13 protein-coding genes are annotated in these 16,665 nt (G+C 70.3%); 6 read left to right on the forward strand and 7 right to left on the reverse strand.

Annotated elements, in window-relative coordinates; genetic code table 11:
- Positions 1-36 precede the first annotated feature (36 nt).
- The 3 genes from ACFC1I_RS02595 to zapE all read right to left on the reverse strand — a co-directional run bounded on the left by ACFC1I_RS02595 (position 37) and on the right by zapE (position 3,126).
- Entirely contained in the window at positions 37-558 is a 522-nt protein-coding gene (locus tag ACFC1I_RS02595) for a type II toxin-antitoxin system PemK/MazF family toxin (RefSeq protein ID WP_376006303.1), read from the reverse strand.
- An 89-nt stretch (positions 559-647) separates the two neighbouring features.
- A complete protein-coding gene (locus tag ACFC1I_RS02600) occupies positions 648-1,889 on the reverse strand; it encodes an ammonium transporter (protein WP_376006304.1) in 1,242 nt (413 codons plus the stop codon).
- Positions 1,890-2,097: 208 nt separating this feature from the next.
- Positions 2,098-3,126, reverse strand: a complete 1,029-nt coding sequence (zapE, locus tag ACFC1I_RS02605; protein WP_376006305.1) for a cell division protein ZapE — start codon at positions 3,124-3,126, stop codon at positions 2,098-2,100.
- Positions 3,127-3,287: 161 nt separating this feature from the next.
- Here zapE and ACFC1I_RS02610 point away from each other — a divergent pair, with 161 nt between their 5' ends.
- Complete coding sequence (locus ACFC1I_RS02610; RefSeq protein ID WP_376006306.1) at positions 3,288-4,193, forward strand: sulfurtransferase; 906 nt, start codon at positions 3,288-3,290, stop codon at positions 4,191-4,193.
- Between the two features lie 34 nt (positions 4,194-4,227).
- Complete coding sequence (locus ACFC1I_RS02615; RefSeq protein ID WP_376006307.1) at positions 4,228-4,668, forward strand: SufE family protein; 441 nt, start codon at positions 4,228-4,230, stop codon at positions 4,666-4,668.
- 16 nt (positions 4,669-4,684) lie between these two features.
- On the opposite strand, the gene ACFC1I_RS02620 is transcribed toward ACFC1I_RS02615, so the two are convergent.
- Entirely contained in the window at positions 4,685-5,938 is a 1,254-nt protein-coding gene (locus ACFC1I_RS02620) for an alpha/beta hydrolase family protein (protein ID WP_376006308.1), read from the reverse strand.
- Between the two features lie 25 nt (positions 5,939-5,963).
- On the opposite strand from ACFC1I_RS02620, the gene ACFC1I_RS02625 reads away from it, so the two are divergent.
- The 4 genes from ACFC1I_RS02625 (at position 5,964) to ACFC1I_RS02640 (ending at position 11,181) form a co-directional block, all read left to right on the forward strand.
- Complete coding sequence (locus ACFC1I_RS02625; protein ID WP_376006309.1) at positions 5,964-6,554, forward strand: DUF3000 domain-containing protein; 591 nt, start codon at positions 5,964-5,966, stop codon at positions 6,552-6,554.
- Positions 6,547-7,746 carry a ribonuclease D gene (locus ACFC1I_RS02630; protein ID WP_376006310.1) on the forward strand — a complete coding sequence of 400 codons (1,200 nt, stop codon included), beginning with the start codon at positions 6,547-6,549 and terminating at the stop codon, positions 7,744-7,746. Before ACFC1I_RS02625 ends, ACFC1I_RS02630 begins: the two co-directional genes overlap by 8 nt.
- A 72-nt stretch (positions 7,747-7,818) precedes the next feature.
- A complete protein-coding gene (locus ACFC1I_RS02635) occupies positions 7,819-9,024 on the forward strand; it encodes a thiolase family protein (protein WP_376006311.1) in 1,206 nt (401 codons plus the stop codon).
- Between the two features lie 12 nt (positions 9,025-9,036).
- Positions 9,037-11,181, forward strand: coding sequence for a 3-hydroxyacyl-CoA dehydrogenase NAD-binding domain-containing protein (locus ACFC1I_RS02640; RefSeq protein WP_376006312.1), 2,145 nt, complete (start codon positions 9,037-9,039; stop codon positions 11,179-11,181).
- A 66-nt stretch (positions 11,182-11,247) separates the two neighbouring features.
- Here the strand turns inward: ACFC1I_RS02640 and pepN are convergent, their stop codons facing one another.
- The 3 genes from pepN to dxs all read right to left on the reverse strand — a co-directional run bounded on the left by pepN (position 11,248) and on the right by dxs (position 16,603).
- The gene (pepN, locus tag ACFC1I_RS02645; protein ID WP_376006313.1) at positions 11,248-13,758 is read right to left on the reverse strand and encodes an aminopeptidase N; all 2,511 of its coding nucleotides are present in this window, start codon (positions 13,756-13,758) and stop codon (positions 11,248-11,250) included.
- 158 nt (positions 13,759-13,916) lie between these two features.
- A complete protein-coding gene (locus tag ACFC1I_RS02650) occupies positions 13,917-14,285 on the reverse strand; it encodes a hypothetical protein (protein WP_376006314.1) in 369 nt (122 codons plus the stop codon).
- 359 nt (positions 14,286-14,644) lie between these two features.
- Positions 14,645-16,603, reverse strand: coding sequence for a 1-deoxy-D-xylulose-5-phosphate synthase (gene dxs / locus ACFC1I_RS02655; RefSeq protein WP_376006315.1), 1,959 nt, complete (start codon positions 16,601-16,603; stop codon positions 14,645-14,647).
- Positions 16,604-16,665 lie beyond the last annotated feature (62 nt).

Raw genomic sequence — 16,665 nt, forward strand, 5'->3', positions numbered from 1 at the left:
AAGGCCCGGTCACGAAAGTGATCGGGCCTTCTCGCGTCAGGAGCCGACGTCCCAGCCGTAGCGGCGGTGGAGGGCGTCGGCGACGCGTGCGAAGCGGTTGAGATCGAGAGCGGATGCCTCGCGCCGCATGCCGTCTCGATGCACGCTGTAGAGCTGCTCGATGTCGATCCACGACGGCCGGCCCTGGGCGTCCCAGTCCCCCGTGCCCAGCGCGAGGAAGTCCCGATCACCGTCGTGCGGCTTGCTGGTGAGGCGGACCGCGTAGACGCGGTCGGCGCTCTGGCGGGCGATCACGAGGAGCGGACGATCCTTGCCCCGCCCGTCGTTCTCGGCGTACGGCACCCAGGTCCAGATGATCTCGCCCGCGTCGGGATCGCCGTCGTGATCCGGGGCGTACGTGATCCGCAGCGCTCCCCTGCCGGGCGGCGCGACCTCGACGGTCGCCGTCGGGCCGCTGCGGCCGCTCGCGGGCGCCGGCGCGGTCGCCGGCGGCGACGCCGTGCGACGGGGCCGCAGGATGCCGCTCAGGATGCCTCGCAGCCCGCTTCGCTGTGTCACACCGTCACCTTAGCCACACACCCCGCAGACACGGCGAGGGCGCCGTGGCGGTGCCACGGCGCCCTCGGATCCGGGGGGATCCGTCAGGATCAGACGCGCTCGTCCAGGAGGTAGCCCTCCTCGCCGTGCACGACGGTGTCGACGCCGGCCAGCTCGTCCTCGTTCTTGACGCGGAAGCCGATCGTCTTCTCGATCACGAAGCCGATGACGAAGGCCACGATGAACGAGTAGAGCAGGACGCCGACGGCGGCGATCACCTGGACGATCAGCTGGTCGGGGCCGCCGCCGAGGAACAGACCGGTCTCGGTCGCGAAGAAGCCGAGGTAGATCGTTCCGAACAGGCCGCCGACCAGGTGGATGCCGACCACGTCGAGCGAGTCGTCGAAGCCGAGCTTGAACTTGAGCTCGATCGCGAGGGCGCAGATCGCGCCGACGAGCACACCCAGCAGCAGTGCCCAGCCGGGCGTCAGGTTGGCACACGCGGGGGTGATGGCGACGAGACCGGCGACGGCACCCGAGGCGGCACCGACCGAGGTCGGCTTGCCGTCCTTGAACCGCTCGACGACGATCCAGCCGATGACGGCCGCAGCGGTGGCGCCCAGCGTGTTGATCGTGATGAGGCCGACGCCGCCCATGTCCTCCGACAGCCACTCCGCGCCGCCGTTGAAGCCGAACCAGCCGAACCACAGCAGCGCGGCGCCGAGGAGCGTCAGCGGCACGTTGTGGGGCTTGAGGATGCCCTTCTGGAAGCCGATGCGCTTGCCGAGGACCAGGGCGAGGGCGAGGGCCGCGGCACCCGCGTTGATGTGCACCGCCGTACCGCCGGCGTAGTCGATGACGGCGACGCCGCTCTCCTCGCCGAACATGGTCGTGCCGAGGTTGTAGATCCAGCCGCCGCCCCACACCCAGGCCGCGACCGGGAAGTAGACGAGCGTCGCGAACAGACCCGCGAAGATCATCCACGCGCCGAACTTCGCGCGGTCGGCGATGGCGCCCGAGATGAGCGCGACGGTGATGATCGCGAACGTGGCGCCGTAGGCGGTGCCGAGGAGGCCCACGTTCGAGCCCTCACCGCTCGCGAGGTCCGACAGGCCGAAGTCGCTGAACGGGTTGCCGGCGAAGCTCCAGGTGCTGTCGGCGACGCTCATGTTCGCGCCGTACAGGATCCAGAGCACGCCGACCAGGCCGAGAGCGCCGAAGCTCATCATCATCATGCTGACGACGGACTTGGCCTTGACGAGACCGCCGTAGAAGAACGCCACGCCGGGCGTCATGAGAAGGACTAGAGCGGTTGCGGTGACCGCCCAGGCGATGTTGCCGGGTGCGTCCATGGGGTGATACCTCGCATCGGGTCAGTGACATGTCCACGAGGCGTCACGGGTGTCCGCCTTGTGCTGACCACAGTTTCGCGACGGCCGGTTTCACCCGCCGTGCGTGCCGTGTTTCGCGATGGTTACGTCCACCCCTGGGATGTAAACATCAGGTTTCCGAGCGGCGGGAGCGCGCCGCGAATCGGACGTGCGCGGGCCCGGCCCGGCGTCACGCGAGGGTCGAGGCGACCAGCCGCGAGACGGCGCGCAGGTACTTCTTGCGGTACCCGCCGGCGAGCATCTCGTCGGGGAAGACGAGGTCCAGCGACGTGCCCGTCGCGCGGATCGGCAGCTGCGCGTCGTACACGCGGTCGATGAAGGCGACGAAGCGCAGCGCCGCGGACTGGTCCGTGAAGGGGGCGACGTCCCGCAGGCCCACGACCGCGAGGCCCTCGATGAGGCGGATGTAGCGGGAGGGGTGCACGTGCGCGAGGTGGGCGACGAGTGCGTCGAACGTGTCGTCCGACGCGAGACCGGCGGCCGCAGCATCCGCGATCGCCGCCTCGTACTGCGGCGGATCGAGCACGACGGCGTGCCCGTCGACCGCGCGGTGGCGGAAGTCGGTGCCGTCGATGCGGATCGTCTGGAAGCTCGACGCCATCGCGTGGATCTCGCGGAGGAAGTCCTGCGCGGCGAAGCGCCCCTCGCCGAGGGCGTTGGGAGGAGTGTTGGATGTCGCGGCCAGCCGTGTTCCCGAGGTCACGAGCTCGCCGAGCAGGCGTGTCATGACCATGGTGTCGCCCGGGTCGTCGAGCTCGAACTCGTCGATGCAGAGCAGATCCGCGCCCCGGAACAGCTCGACGGTGTTCTTGTACCCGAGCGCGCCGACGAGCGCGGTGTACTCGATGAACGAGCCGAAGTACTTCCGGCGTGCGGGCATCGCGTGGTAGACCGCCGCGAGCAGGTGGGTCTTGCCGACGCCGAAGCCGCCGTCGAGGTAGACGCCGGGCTTGAGCTCCGGACGCTTCGCACGACGGAACAGCCCGCCCTTGGCGGGTGCTGCGGCGCCCGAGAACGCCTGCAGCAGGTCTTTCGCGTCCTGCTGCGACGGATAGGCGGGGTCGGCGCGGTACGTGTCGAACGTCGCGTCGGCGAACTGGGGCGGCGGGACGAGCGCTGCGACCATCTCGGCGCCGGCGAGCTGCGGGGCGCGCTCCGCGAGGTGGACGACGCCGGTGCGGGTGGCGGAGACGGTCATACAGATCCTGTGTCGGAGTCTTACGGAGGGGCTGTGCGGCCTCGACCGGGAATCTAGGGTCGGAGGCGACGGTTCAACCCTAACCGTCAGCCGCGCGCGCCCGGGGGCGCTTGACGCCGGATGACAGCAGCCCGAGCCCCTCGTCCGAACCAGGAGATGCCATGACCGTCGAGACCGACACCTCGTCCGCGAAGTTCGCCGAGTACTCCGAGCCGGGACGGCTGGTGACCGGCGACTGGCTCCAGGCGCACCTCGGCGAGCCGGGGCTCGTCGTCGTCGAGTCCGACGAGGACGTGCTGCTGTACGAGACCGGTCACATCCCGGGCGCCGTGAAGGTGGACTGGCACACCGAGCTCAACGATCCCGTCGTGCGCGACTACGTCGACGGCGAGGGCTTCGCCGAGCTGCTGAGCCGCAAGGGCATCTCCCGCGACGACACCGTCGTGATCTACGGCGACAAGAACAACTGGTGGGCCGCGTACGCGCTGTGGGTGTTCTCGCTGTTCGGGCACGAGGACGTGCGCCTCCTCGACGGCGGACGCGACAAGTGGATCGCCGAGGGCCGGCCGCTGACGACGGATGCCTCGGCCCCCGCGTCGACCGAGTACCCGGTGGTCGAGCGCGACGACTCCGCGCTGCGCGCATACAAGGACGACGTGCTCGCGCACCTCGGCAACGGCCCGCTCATCGACGTGCGCTCCCCCGAGGAGTACGACGGATCCCGCACGTCCGCGCCGGCGTACCCCGAGGAGGGCGCCCTGCGCGGCGGGCACATCCCGTCGGCGCAGAGCGTGCCGTGGGCGCGCGCCGTCGCGGAGGACGGCGGCTTCAAGCCGCGCGCCGAGCTCGATGCGATCTACCGCGAAGAGGTGGGACTCCAGGACGGCGACGCCGTGGTCGCCTACTGCCGTATCGGGGAGCGGTCGAGCCACACCTGGTTCGTCCTGAAGCACCTCCTCGGCTTCGAGGACGTCCGCAACTACGACGGATCGTGGACCGAGTGGGGCAGCGCCGTGCGGGTGCCGATCGTGGCGGGTGCGGAGCCGGGAGATGCGCCCGCGCGCTGAGCCGAGGCATCCGTCCCATGGGAAAATGGCGGGGATGACCGAAGCCGTCCTGCCTGAACGCCTCGCCGAGATCCGCGACGAGTTCCTCGAGCTGCCCGAAGCCGACCGCCTGCAGCTGCTGCTGGAGTACTCCTACGAGCTGCCCGCCGTGCCCGAGGAGTACGAGGGGCACCCCGAGCTGTACGAGCGGGTGGCCGAATGCCAGTCGCCGGTGTTCATCGTCGTCGATGTCGATGCCGACGGCACCGTCGCGATGCACGCCACCGCACCGCCCGAGGCGCCGACGACGCGAGGGTTCGCGAGCATCCTCGCGCAGGGTCTCACCGGCTTGACCGTCGCCGAAGCCCTGGCGGTGCCCGGCGACTTCCCGCAGACGCTGGGACTCACCCGTGTGGTGTCGCCGCTGCGCATCGCGGGGATGACCGGGATGCTGCTGCGCGCCCAGCGTCAGGTGCGCGCCAAGACGACCGCGTGACCCCGGCCCGAGACCGTCAGTCCGCCGCGATCCCGTGGGCCTCGAGCCACGTGCCGATGCTGGCGCTCCAGCGCTCCTGGTCGTAGTTCCACAGCTTCGTGTGGCGCGCGACCTCGAAGACCTGCATCTCGACCAGATCCGGCCGGGCGGCGACGAGGTCGTGCGACGCGTCGGAGGGCACGAAGCCGTCGTCGTCGCTGTGGAGGATGAGGATGGGATGCTTCAGCTCCGCGGCCCGCGCGACGACATCGAGCTGATCGAGCCGGATGGCGGCGCCCGTGCGTGTCAGCGGTGAGGCCCACTCGGCCTGGAGCGCCTCGATCGCGAGGCGGCTGACAGCGCCGGGGACGCGCTCTGCGCGCGCCTGGTAGTTCAGCACGATCCGCCAGTCGACCACGGGCGACTCGAGGATGAGCCCGGCGATCACGTCGCCGTGCGCCGAGTTGAGCGCGAGCTGCAGGGCGATCGCCCCGCCCATCGACCAGCCCATGACGATGATCCGGCGCGCACCGCGTCGCCGCGCGAACCCGACCGCCGCGTCGACGTCGCGCCACTCCGTGGCACCCAGCGCGTACGTGCCGTTGCGGCTGCGGGGCGCCTCGCCGTCGTTGCGATAGGAGACGACGAGCGACGTGATGCCCAAGGCATGGAACACGGGCACCGCCCGCAGGCACTCCGCGCGCGTCGTGCCGCGCCCGTGCACCTGGATCACCCAGGTCTCGCCGTCGCCGGCCGGGAACTGCCACGCGGGGCAGGGGCCGACGGTCGAGCCGATGAGCTCCGGGGTGAACGGCAGGTGCAGCTGCTCGGGGTGGTCGTAGTACCAGCCGCTGAACGCTGCCTCCGGCGCGAGGCTCGCGTCTGCCGGGATGTGCGTCAGGAGCTTGCGCTTGACGCTGGAGGCATCCTCGGAGAGAACCGATCCGAGCTTGATGTAGTCCGACGTGCCGCTCGTGAACAGGCCGTAGCGACCGGGAAGCTCGGTGTCGGGCGTACGAGAGAGCGTGATCGTCTGCGCGGCTGTGTCGAGCGCGAGGATGCGCGTATCGGCCTGGCGGCGCGCCGGCGTCACGACCTTGCGGGCCATCACCACGGAACCCGCGGCGAGGGCGCCGAGCACGGCGGCGAGCGCCACGCTCAGCACTGTGAGCGCAGCCTTCACCCCGGCGACGAGGGCGGGCGTCCTGCGCCCGCGGCGACGAACGAGAGCCTTCGGCCCTCCCGGGTAACTGCGTGCGCCGTCCCATGCGGCGCGCCTGGAGGCGACCATCGAGGCATCAGCCTAGTCTGTCCGCGTGACTGAGCAGCGTCCCCCGGCGGCATCGGGCTCTTTCGAGCAGGCCGCCGAGGCGGTGCGCGCGATCTCCTTCCGCGACGACCTCACGGTGCGCGAGATCGCCGCGCCGCAGGGTCTTGCGCCGAATGCGTTCGCGATCGCCGGCGATGTGCGTCCCGAACCGGACGCCACCGACTCCCCCTACGGCACGGGACGCCTCGTGCTCCTGCACGATCCGGAGGAGCCGGCGCCGTGGAACGGGCCGTGGCGGATCGTGTGCTTCGCCCAGGCTCCGCTCGAACCCGAGATCGGGGTGGATCCGCTGCTCGCGGACGTCGCGTGGACCTGGCTCACCGACGCGCTCGAGTCACGGCGCGCTGCCTTCCACTCGGCCTCCGGCACAGCGACGAAGACCCTCTCCAAGGGGTTCGGTGCGCTGGCCGCGGAGGGCGACGGCGCGCAGATCGAACTGCGCGCATCGTGGTCTCCGGAAGGCGCGATCGCTCCGCACGTGGAAGCATGGGCGGAGTTGGTTTGCATGCTGGCCGGGCTCCCGCCCGGCTCGGAAGGGATCGCGATGCTCGGTTCTCACAGGTCGCCGCGTGGCTGAATACGACGTGATCGACGAGGCCGCGCGCGTCGAAGAGGCCGCGCGGCGCCTGGCGGACGGGGACGGCCCCGTCGCCGTCGATGTCGAGCGCGCCTCGGGATTCCGCTACTCGCAGCGGGCATACCTGGTGCAGGTGTACCGGCGCGGCGCGGGCGTGTTCCTCTTCGATCCACCGCCGATCGGCGACTTCCGGGCCCTCGAGGACGCCATCGGCGCCGAGGAGTGGGTGCTGCACGCCGCGAGCCAGGATCTGCCGTCGCTGCGCGAGATCGGCCTCGAGCCCGCCTCGATCTTCGACACCGAACTCGCCGCCCGGCTCCTCGGCCATGAGCGGGTGGGCCTCGGCGCCGTCGTCGAGGACACGCTGGGCATCACCCTCGCGAAGGCCCACTCCGCATCCGACTGGTCGACGCGCCCGCTCCCCCAGTCGTGGCTCGAGTACGCGGCGCTCGATGTCGAGCACCTCGTCGACGTGCGCGACAAGCTGGTCGCCGAGCTCGTCGAGCAGGGCAAGACCGAGTTCGCGGCGGAGGAGTTCCGCGCGGTCCTCGAACGCGAGCCCAAGCCTCCTCGCGAAGAGCCGTGGCGCCGGCTGTCGGGCCTTCACACCGTGCGCGGACGCAAGGCGCTGGCCGTCGCCCGCGAACTGTGGACCGCGCGCGAGGAGTACGCGCGAGAAGAGGACGTCGCCCCCGGCCGGCTGGTCCCCGACCGCGCCCTCGTGGCCGCCGTTCTGGCGGACCCCAAGACGAAGAGCGCCCTCGCCGCGGTGAAGGACTTCACCGGCCGCGCGAGCCGCTCGCAGCTCGACCGCTGGTGGGCGGCGATGGAGGCCGGGCGCGCCGTGACCCAGCTCCCGCTCGAGCGCGCGACGGGCGGCGACACGCTGCCGCCGCCGCGGGCCTGGGCAGATCGCAACCCCGAGGCCGACGCCCGTCTCAAGGCGGCGCGTCCCGTCGTCGAGCAGCGTGCCGAAGAGCTCCACATGCCGACCGAGAACCTTCTCACGCCCGACCTGCTGCGCCGCGTCGCCTGGACTCCCCCGCAGCCGCTGACCGCAGCATCCATCGGCGAAGCTCTCTCGGCGTTGGGGGCGCGGCCCTGGCAGATTGCGCAGACCTCACAGGTGATCGCCGATGCCTTTGTGGATTCCGTGCAAGCCGCGTCGGAGGCGCCGGAAACCGCTTCGTAGGTTTCCCCCACCCGATTCCGACCGCTTCACGCGCCCTCCTAGGCTGGCGACATCCCTACTTTTGGAGGCAGAGTGGCCGAGATTTCGGACGTCTTCTTCGTCGATGGAATGCGCACGCCGTTCGGCCGCGCCGGCGAGAAAGGCATGTACTGGAACACCCGCGCGGACGACCTCGCCGTCAAGGCGACGATCGGGCTCATGGAGCGGAACCCCGGCGTTCCCAAGGACCGCATCGACGATGTCGCCATCGCCGCGACCAGCCAGACCGGTGACCAGGGGCTGACCCTCGGGCGCAGCGTCGCGATCCTCGCCGGGCTCCCCCAGACGGTCCCGGGCTTCGCGATCGACCGCATGTGCGCGGGCGCGATGACGAGCGTCACCACGATGGCGGGGTCCATCGGCGTCGGCATGTACGACCTCGCCCTCGCCGGCGGCGTCGAGCACATGGGCCACCACCCGATCGGCGGCAACGCCGACCCCAACCCGCGCTTCGTCGCCGAGAAGATGGTCGACCCGGGTGCGCTCAACATGGGCGTCACCGCCGAGCGCATCTTCGACCGGTTCCCGCACCTCACCAAGGAGCGCTCGGACCGCTACGGCATGCTCAGCCAGCACAAGGCGCAGGCGGCGTACGACGCCGGCAAGATCCAGCCGGACCTGGTGTCGGTCGCCACCAAGGACGCCGACGGCTCGTGGGGCCTGGCGACCGAGGACGAAGGCCGCCGCCCGCAGACCACGATGGAAGACCTCGCCGGGCTGAAGACGCCCTTCCGCCCGCACGGTCGGGTCTCCGCGGGCACCTCCTCGCCCCTCACCGACGGCGCGACGATGTCGCTGCTGGCCGGCGGCGGCGCCGTCAAGGAGCTGGGGCTGAAGCCGAAGATGAAGCTCGTCTCGTTCGCCTTCGCCGGCGTGCAGCCCGAGATCATGGGCATCGGCCCGATCCCGTCGACCGAGAAGGCGCTGCGCAAGGCCGGCCTGACCATCGACGACATCGGCCTGTTCGAGCTGAACGAGGCGTTCGCGATCCAGGTCATCTCGCTGCTCGACCACTTCGGCATCGCCGACGACGACCCCCGCGTCAACCAGTGGGGCGGCGCGATCGCCCTCGGCCACCCCCTCGCGGCTTCGGGCGTGCGCCTCATGATCCAGCTCGCGGCCCAGTTCGCCGAGCGACCCGACGTCCGCTACGGCCTCACCGCGATGTGCGTGGGCCTCGGCCAGGGCGGCTCTGTCATCTGGGAGAACCCCTACTTCGACGGCAAGAAGAAGCGCTGAGGCAACGGAAGAATGACGAACTACGACGACATCGACTTCTCCCCCATCCTCGCCGTGACCGACGGCGAGGTGATCACGCACTCGCGGGTGCGCGACATCCGCCTCGCCTCCGGCAAGGTGCTGGCCCTCGTCACCCTCGACAACGGCCGCGACCACACCCGCCCGAACACGCTCGGGCCGGCCACGATGTTCCAGCTCGGCGAGACGCTCGACGCACTGAAGGCGCGCGCGGCCGCCGGCGAGATCCAGGCGGTCGGCATCACCGGCAAGCAGTACATCCTCGCGGCCGGCGCCGACCTCAGCGACATCAGCAAGGTCGGCTCGAAGGACAACGCCCGCTTGGTGGCGCAGCTCGGCCACAAGGTGTTCGGAAAGCTCTCCGAACTGGGTGTGCCCACGTTCGCGTTCGTCAACGGGCTCGCGCTCGGCGGCGGACTCGAGATCGCCCTCAACAGCACGTATCGGACGGTGGATGCCTCGGCCGCCGCGATCGCTCTGCCCGAGGTGTTCCTCGGCATCATCCCCGGCTGGGGTGGCGCGTACCTGCTGCCGAACCTCATCGGCATCGAGAACGCGCTCGAGGTCGTGATCTCGAACCCGCTGAAGCAGAACCGCATGCTGAAGCCCCAGCAGGCGTTCGACTACGGCATCGTCGACGCGATCTTCCCGGCCGCGAACTACCTCGAGGACTCGCTGGCCTGGGCCGACGGCGTCCTCGGCGGGAAGATCAAGGTCGACCGCAAGAACGAGCCGGGCAAGATCGAGCGGGCGGTGAAGTGGCCGGTCGCGATCAAGATGGCGCGCGGCATGCTCGAGTCGAAGATCGGCACCGTGCCGAAGTCGCCGTACGTGGCGCTCGACCTCCTCGACAAGGCGCGCAACGGCTCGAAGGCCGAGGGCTTCGCACGTGAGGACGAGGCTCTCGCCGAGCTCGTCACGGGCGATCAGTTCGCAGCATCCATGTATGCGTTCGATCTGGTGCAGAAGCGCGCCAAGCGTCCGGTCGGCGCCCCCGACAAGGCGCTCGCGAAGAAGGTCACCAAGGTCGGCATCATCGGCGCCGGCCTCATGGCGAGCCAGTTCGCGCTGCTTTTCGTGCGCAAACTGCAGGTGCCGGTGCTCATCACCGACCTCGACCAGGCGCGCGTCGACAAGGGCGTGGCCTACATCCACGACGAGATCGGCAAGCTCGAGGCGAAGGGCCGCCTCGACGGCGACTCGGCCAACAAGCTGCGCGCCCTCGTCACCGGCACGACCGACAAGAGCCTGTACGCGGACTGCGACTTCGTCATCGAGGCCGTCTTCGAGGAGGTCGGCGTCAAGCAGCAGGTGTTCGGCGAGATCGAGCAGATCATCGCCGAGGATGCGATCCTCGCGACCAACACCTCGTCGCTGTCCGTCGAGGAGATCGGCGCGAAGCTCGCCCACCCCGAGCGTCTCGTCGGCTTCCACTTCTTCAACCCGGTCGCGGTCATGCCGCTCATCGAGATCGTGAAGACGCCGAACACGTCGGAGGCCGCGCTGTCGACCGCGTTCGTCGTCGCGAAGAACCTCGGCAAGAACGCGGTCCTCACCGCCGACGCGCCCGGCTTCGTCGTGAACCGCCTGCTGGCGAAGGTCATGGGCGAGGCCGCGCGTGCGGTCTACGAGGGCACCCCGGTCGCCGACGTCGAGAAGGCGTTCGCGCCCCTCGGCCTGCCGATGGGGCCGTTCCAGCTCATCGACCTGGTGGGCTGGAAGGTGGCCGCGCACGTGCAGGACACGATGGTGCACGCGTTCCCCGAGCGCTTCTACGCCAACGAGAACTTCCACGCCCTCGCGGAACTCCCGGAGGTCGTCGAGAAGGACAAGGGCGGCCGCGTGACCGGCTGGACCAAGGCCGCGGAGAAGGTGCTCAAGCCCGCCGTGGGGTCGTCGCCGGCCTCCGCCGGCGAGATCCTGCGCCGCGTGCAGGACGGCCTCGCGCAGGAGATCAAGCTCATGCTCGACGAGGGCGTGGTGCCCGAGGTCGAGGACATCGACCTCTGCCTCATCCTCGGCGCGGGCTGGCCGTTCATCGACGGCGGCGCGTCGCCGTACCTCGACCGCGAGGGCGCTTCGGAGCGTTCCTTCGGCGACACCTTCCACCACCCGATGATCACGGGCATCGCGGGCTGACGTCGACCGACGAGGCGACCCCGGGCATGTGCCCGGGGTCGCTGCGTCGTGCGAGCGTTCCGATGCTCAGGGAGCCGCCGGCTGGGCGGCGCGCACACGCAGATCCCGGGCGAGTCCGTCGCGCTGCTCGATCACCAGCCGGCGGAGTGCAGCAGGGGCATCCTGATTCTGCGTCAGCCACGCATCGACCCCGTCGAGCGACTCCGAGTCGGGGAACAGCCCCACCACGAGTCGGCGTGCGATCTCGATGCTGCGCGCGGCCCACGTCGGACGGATCCGGGCGAAGTACTCGTCGTCGAAGTCGGCGATGAGGTCGCGGCGGTCGCCCGCGCGCACTCCGGCGATCGTCGCCGCGAGGTGGTCGTTGGTCAAGGTCTCGTCGTCCCAGGCCGCGTACCAGGCCGCCGCACGCACGTCGGCGTCCGGACGGGCCGTCAGCACGCTCCGGTGCGCGACGTGCCCCTGCGCCGACGGGTCGGCCTCGAGCTCGGCGTCGGCATCCTCCGCCGTCGCGTGCCCCGTGGCCGCCAGCGCGACGAGCCACGCCCACCGCAGGTCGGGGTCGAGGGCCAGCCCCGCAGGTGCCGCGGCGGTGCCCGCGAGCATGCTCCTGATCTCCGCCGCGCGGTTCGCGGATCGCGCCGCGGCGGCGCCGAGAGCGCGGGCCCAGGCCAGCTGGGCGTCCGAGCCGGGGTCGGCGGCCCAGAGCGCGGCCCAGCACGTGTCGAGCCAGGCATCGGCGAGCGGCGTGCGCGCGTCGGTCGCCGCGTACCTTCCGATCGCGACGGCGGCGTGGGTGATCGCGTCCGTGGTCAGTGCGATGTTCGTCTCGCGGGTCGCGTGTTCGCCGACGATCTCGACGAATCGTGCGACCGGCAGGTCGCCGTCTCGTGCGGAGTTCCACAGCGCCGCCCAGACGACGGCACGCGCGACAGGGTCGTCGATCGACGACAGGCGGGCGGCGACCGCGTCGGTCGACCGTGCGTCGAGGCGCACCTTCGCATAGGTGGAGTCGTCGACGTTGGCGAGCACGAGTTCGATGTCCGCCGCCCGGGCATCCTGCAGCGGCGTGCGAGCGCCGACGGCGTCGACCTGCACCGCGCCCTGCCGCACGAGTCGCCCGTCGGTGACGGCGAAGAATCCGCAGGTCAGCCGGTGCGGCCGCGGGTCGGTCTGCGTCAGCACCGGGACCCCGGCTTCGTCCCGTTCGACCGTGATCTCCGACACGCCGCTGGTCTGCAGCCATGCCCGGCTCCACGTCGTCAGGTCGCGCCCGGACTCCGCCTCGAGTGCGGTCAGCAGGTCCGGCAGCGTGGTGTTGCCGAAGGCGTGGTCCGCGAAGTAGCGCTGAGCGCCGCGGAAGAAGGCGTCCTCCCCCACGAAAGCCACGAGCTGCTTGAGCACCGACGCGCCCTTGGCGTACGTGATGCCGTCGAAATTGAGCTTGGCCGCCTCGAGGTCGGTGATGTCGGCGACGATCGGATGCGTCGTCGGCAGCTGGTCCTGCACGTACGCCCAGCCCTTGCGTCGGCTGGCGAAGGTCACCCAGGCGTCCGGAAAGCCGCCGGCGGCCACGGCGGCGTGTGCGCCCATGAAGTCCGCGAACGACTCTTTGAGCCACAGGTCGTCCCACCACCGCATGGTGACCAGGTCGCCGAACCACATGTGGGCCATCTCGTGCAGGATCGTGTTCGCGCGGCCCTCGTGCTGCGCCGCGGTCGATGCGCCGCGGAAGACGTAGACCTCCGTGAACGTCACGAGGCCCGGGTTCTCCATGGCGCCGAGGTTGTACTCGGGCACGAAGATCTGGTCGTACTTCCCCCACGGGTAGCGGTAGCCGAACGCGTGCTCGAAGAACTCCAGGCCGCGCCGCGTGATCTCCAGGATCTCGTCGGCGTCGAGGTGGGGCGCCAGTGACGCACGGCAGAGCACGCCGAGCGGCACGACGCGGTCGTCGCTGCGCCACTCGCCGTCGACCCGGTGATACGGCCCCGCGGCGACGGCCGTGATGTAGCTCGACAGCGGCAGCGTCTCGGCGAACGCGACGCGCACACCGCCGGCGACGTCGTCTTCGCGCGAGGTCTCCGCGCCGTTGGACAGGATCCGCCACCCGGCCGGCGCCGTCACCGTGAACCGCCAGCGCGCCTTCATGTCGGGCTGCTCGAAGACGGGGTACACGCGGCGTGCGTCGGCGGGCTCGTACTGCGTGTACAGGTAGACCTCGCCGTCGACGGGGTCGCGAAAGCGGTGCAGCCCTTCGCCCGATGTGCTGTAGCGGCCACGAGCCCGTACGGTCACGACATTGTGCGCAGCGAGGCCGTCGATGCGGATGCGGGCGCCGTCCCACTGCACGTCGCGCGGCTGTCCGTTGACCGTCACGCTGTCGACGGACTCGCCGAGGAAGTCGAGCCACGTCGCGTCCGCGGTGGCGGTGAAGGTCAGCGTGGCGCTCGTCGGGAACGTCTGCGTCGCCAGATCCTGCGCATCACGCACGTCGAGGTCGACCTCGACGGTGTCCAGACGGATGTCGCCCGATCGGGCCGCGGTCTCGTCACGGGTGAGGTTCGCGGAGGTCATACCCCCATGCTTTCACGCCGTCGCGGTCCCCTCCGGCCGGGCCCGGACGGTGCGCCTGCCATGCTCTGCTTGGCACTAGAGCGTGTCTGACGATGCGTCGTGTCCTGCCGTCAACAGACTCTCCCTGCCATCGCGCACGTCCTCCACGGAGCTGTCACTCAGATTCGCAGATCTCCGACGAAGCCGTTGCAGATGCCGCTTTCACTCGCGAGCTCCTGGTCGCGGACGGTGCCGTCGTCTCGCATCACCAACCTCGGATCGGGCTGTTCGGGCATCGTCGCGTCGGCGCGGGCTCCGTATTCCTTCGACGCGGGGGCGTCGTTGTCGACGAAGTAGGCGTCCCAGGCTGCGTAGACCAACATGCAGTGGTAGATCCCGGCTGCGGTCGTATAGCGCGACCAGTCACCGTTCCCGAAATACCGGCCAGCGGGGAGGCCGGTGATCGACGCCGGCCACGCAAAGCCCGGAGGAATCGCGTCAGCCCAAGCTGCGACTTCCGCTTCGTATGCCGTATCACGCGGGTCCACGGGGTGCGTGGGTTTAGGCGTCGCAGTCGGCGACTCGGGCGCGTTGGAGGCTGTCGGCGCTGAGGTCGGGGCAGCCGACGCGGCCCCCGCGGAGCGTTCTGGCGCCGCTTGATCCGTGGCCACGGCACACCCCGTTAGCGACAGTGTGATCGCAATCGCGGATATTCCCACGACGAGCCTCACGGTGCGGTTCACATGCGAATGCTCGCATGCAACCCAGGCGGAAGCCAACCAACGGCCCAGCCCTGTGGAGAACCGCGTTTCACCGACCGCAAGACGATAGCCAGCCGGCTCAAAACAGCGAGCCGGCCCGCATCATGGTCGACGCCTTACCGACGAACGAAATCGTCAGACACGCTCTAGGTGCGCTTGTCGCGGCTGCGGGCGAGATCCGGCAGCGTCGGGATCTCGGACGTCTGAGCACCACGCGCGACGGGGATGCGGGTGCCGAGCACCTGCGCCACGACGTCCTGCGCGATCTTCGCGGGCGTGAGCCCGGCGTCCTCGAGGATCTGCTCGCGCGTCGCGTGATCGATGAACTCGTCGGGCACGCCGAGCTCGTCGACCGCCGTGTCGACGCCCGCCTCGCGCAGCACCTGGCGCACCCGGGTGCCGATGCCGCCGACACGGATGCCGTCCTCGATCGTGATGACGAGACGATGGGATGCTGCGAGCTCCACGATCGACGGCTGCACCGGAACGACCCACCGGGGGTCGACGACGGTCGCGCCGATTCCCTGCGCGCGCAGGCGCTCGGCGACGTCGACCGCGATGTGCGCCATGGGCCCGATGCCGACGAGGAGCACGTCCTGCGCGTCGGAGCGCACCAGCACGTCCACGCCGTCGTCGAGACGCTCGACGGCGGGGAGCTCGGGGCTCACACCGCCCTTGGGGAACCGGATCACGGTGGGCGCGTCGTCGACGGCCACCGCCTCCTGCAGCTCCTCGCGCAGGCGCACCTCGTCGCGCGGCACGGCGATGCGGATATGCGGCACGATCTGCAGCATGGCGAGGTCCCAGATGCCGTGGTGGCTCGGGCCGTCGGGGCCGGTCACGCCCGCACGGTCGAGCACGAAGGTGACGCCCGCGCGGTGGAGCGCGACATCCATCAGCACCTGGTCGAACGCGCGGTTCATGAACGTCGCGTAGATCGCGACGACCGGGTGCAGACCGCCGAACGCGAGGCCCGCCGCCGAGGCGACGGCGTGCTGCTCGGCGATGCCGACGTCGTAGACGCGATCCGGGAAGCGCTGCGCGAACGGCAGGAGGCCCGTCGGACGCAGCATGGCCGCGGTCATGGCGATGACGTCGTCGCGCTGGTCCCCCACGTGCACGAGCTCATCGGCGAAGACATCGGTCCACGCGGGTCCGCCACCGGCGCCCAGGGACGCCCCCGTGATCGGGTCGATCTTGCCCACCGCGTGGAACTGGTCGGCCTCATCCTCGAGCGCCGGTGCGTAGCCGCGTCCCTTCTCGGTGATCGCGTGGACGATGACGGGCGCGCCGTACTCCTTCGCGAGCTCGAGCGTCTCGATGAGGGTCGGCAGGTCGTGGCCGTCGACGGGGCCGAGGTACTTGATGTCGAGGTTCGAGTAGAGGGCCGCGTTGTTCGTGAACCGCGACAGAAAGCCGTGCGTGCCGCCGCGGACGCCGCGGTACACGGCGCGGGCGGCCGGGCCGAGCTTGCGGAAGACCGTGTCGGAGCCGCGGTGCAGGTTGCGATACGCATCCGCTGTGCGCACGCGGTTGAGGTAGCGCGCCATGCCGCCGATGGTGGGAGCGTACGAGCGCCCGTTGTCGTTCACGACGATGACGAGGTTGCGGTCGTTGTCGTCGGAGATGTTGTTGAGCGCCTCCCACGTCATGCCGCCGGTGAGCGCGCCGTCGCCGACGACGGCGATCACGTGCCGGTCCTTGCGCCCGGTGCGGGTCAGGGCGCGCGACACGCCGTCCGCCCAGCTCAGTGAGCTCGAGGCGTGGGAGGACTCGACCACGTCGTGCGGGCTCTCGGAGCGCTGCGGGTAGCCCGCGAGGCCCTCGCGTGCGCGGAGCTTCGTGAAGTCCTGGCGTCCGGTGAGCAGCTTGTGCACGTACGACTGGTGACCCGTGTCGAAGATCATCGGATCGTCCGGCGAGTCGAACACGCGGTGCAGCGCGATCGTCAGCTCGACGACACCGAGGTTCGGGCCGAGATGGCCGCCCGTGCGTGCGACGTTCTCGACGAGGAAGCCGCGGACCTCGTCCGCGAGCTGCTCGAGCTGATCGAGGCTCAGTGCGTCGAGGTCGCGGGGTCCGGTGATGGACGACAGCAGCGACATCCCGGCTCCTTTCCGGCCCCGGAAGGGCTTTGCAAGTCTACCCGGGGCGTACAGGGAGGGAC

Source organism: Microbacterium sp. NPDC056044 (genome assembly GCF_042267145.1).
In the GTDB taxonomy this organism is placed as follows: domain Bacteria; phylum Actinomycetota; class Actinomycetes; order Actinomycetales; family Microbacteriaceae; genus Microbacterium.

Excerpts from the sequence above, each read along its gene's own strand:
- ACFC1I_RS02600 (WP_376006304.1), bottom strand. The coding sequence starts at position 1,889 with ATGGACGCACCCGGCAACATCGCCTGGGCGGTCACCGCAACCGCTCTA.
- zapE (WP_376006305.1), bottom strand. The coding sequence starts at position 3,126 with ATGACCGTCTCCGCCACCCGCACCGGCGTCGTCCACCTCGCGGAGCGC.
- ACFC1I_RS02610 (WP_376006306.1), top strand. The coding sequence starts at position 3,288 with ATGACCGTCGAGACCGACACCTCGTCCGCGAAGTTCGCCGAGTACTCC.
- ACFC1I_RS02615 (WP_376006307.1), top strand. The coding sequence starts at position 4,228 with ATGACCGAAGCCGTCCTGCCTGAACGCCTCGCCGAGATCCGCGACGAG.
- ACFC1I_RS02620 (WP_376006308.1), bottom strand. The coding sequence starts at position 5,938 with ATGGTCGCCTCCAGGCGCGCCGCATGGGACGGCGCACGCAGTTACCCG.
- ACFC1I_RS02640 (WP_376006312.1), top strand. The coding sequence starts at position 9,037 with ATGACGAACTACGACGACATCGACTTCTCCCCCATCCTCGCCGTGACC.
- pepN (WP_376006313.1), bottom strand. The coding sequence starts at position 13,758 with ATGACCTCCGCGAACCTCACCCGTGACGAGACCGCGGCCCGATCGGGC.
- dxs (WP_376006315.1), bottom strand. The coding sequence starts at position 16,603 with ATGTCGCTGCTGTCGTCCATCACCGGACCCCGCGACCTCGACGCACTG.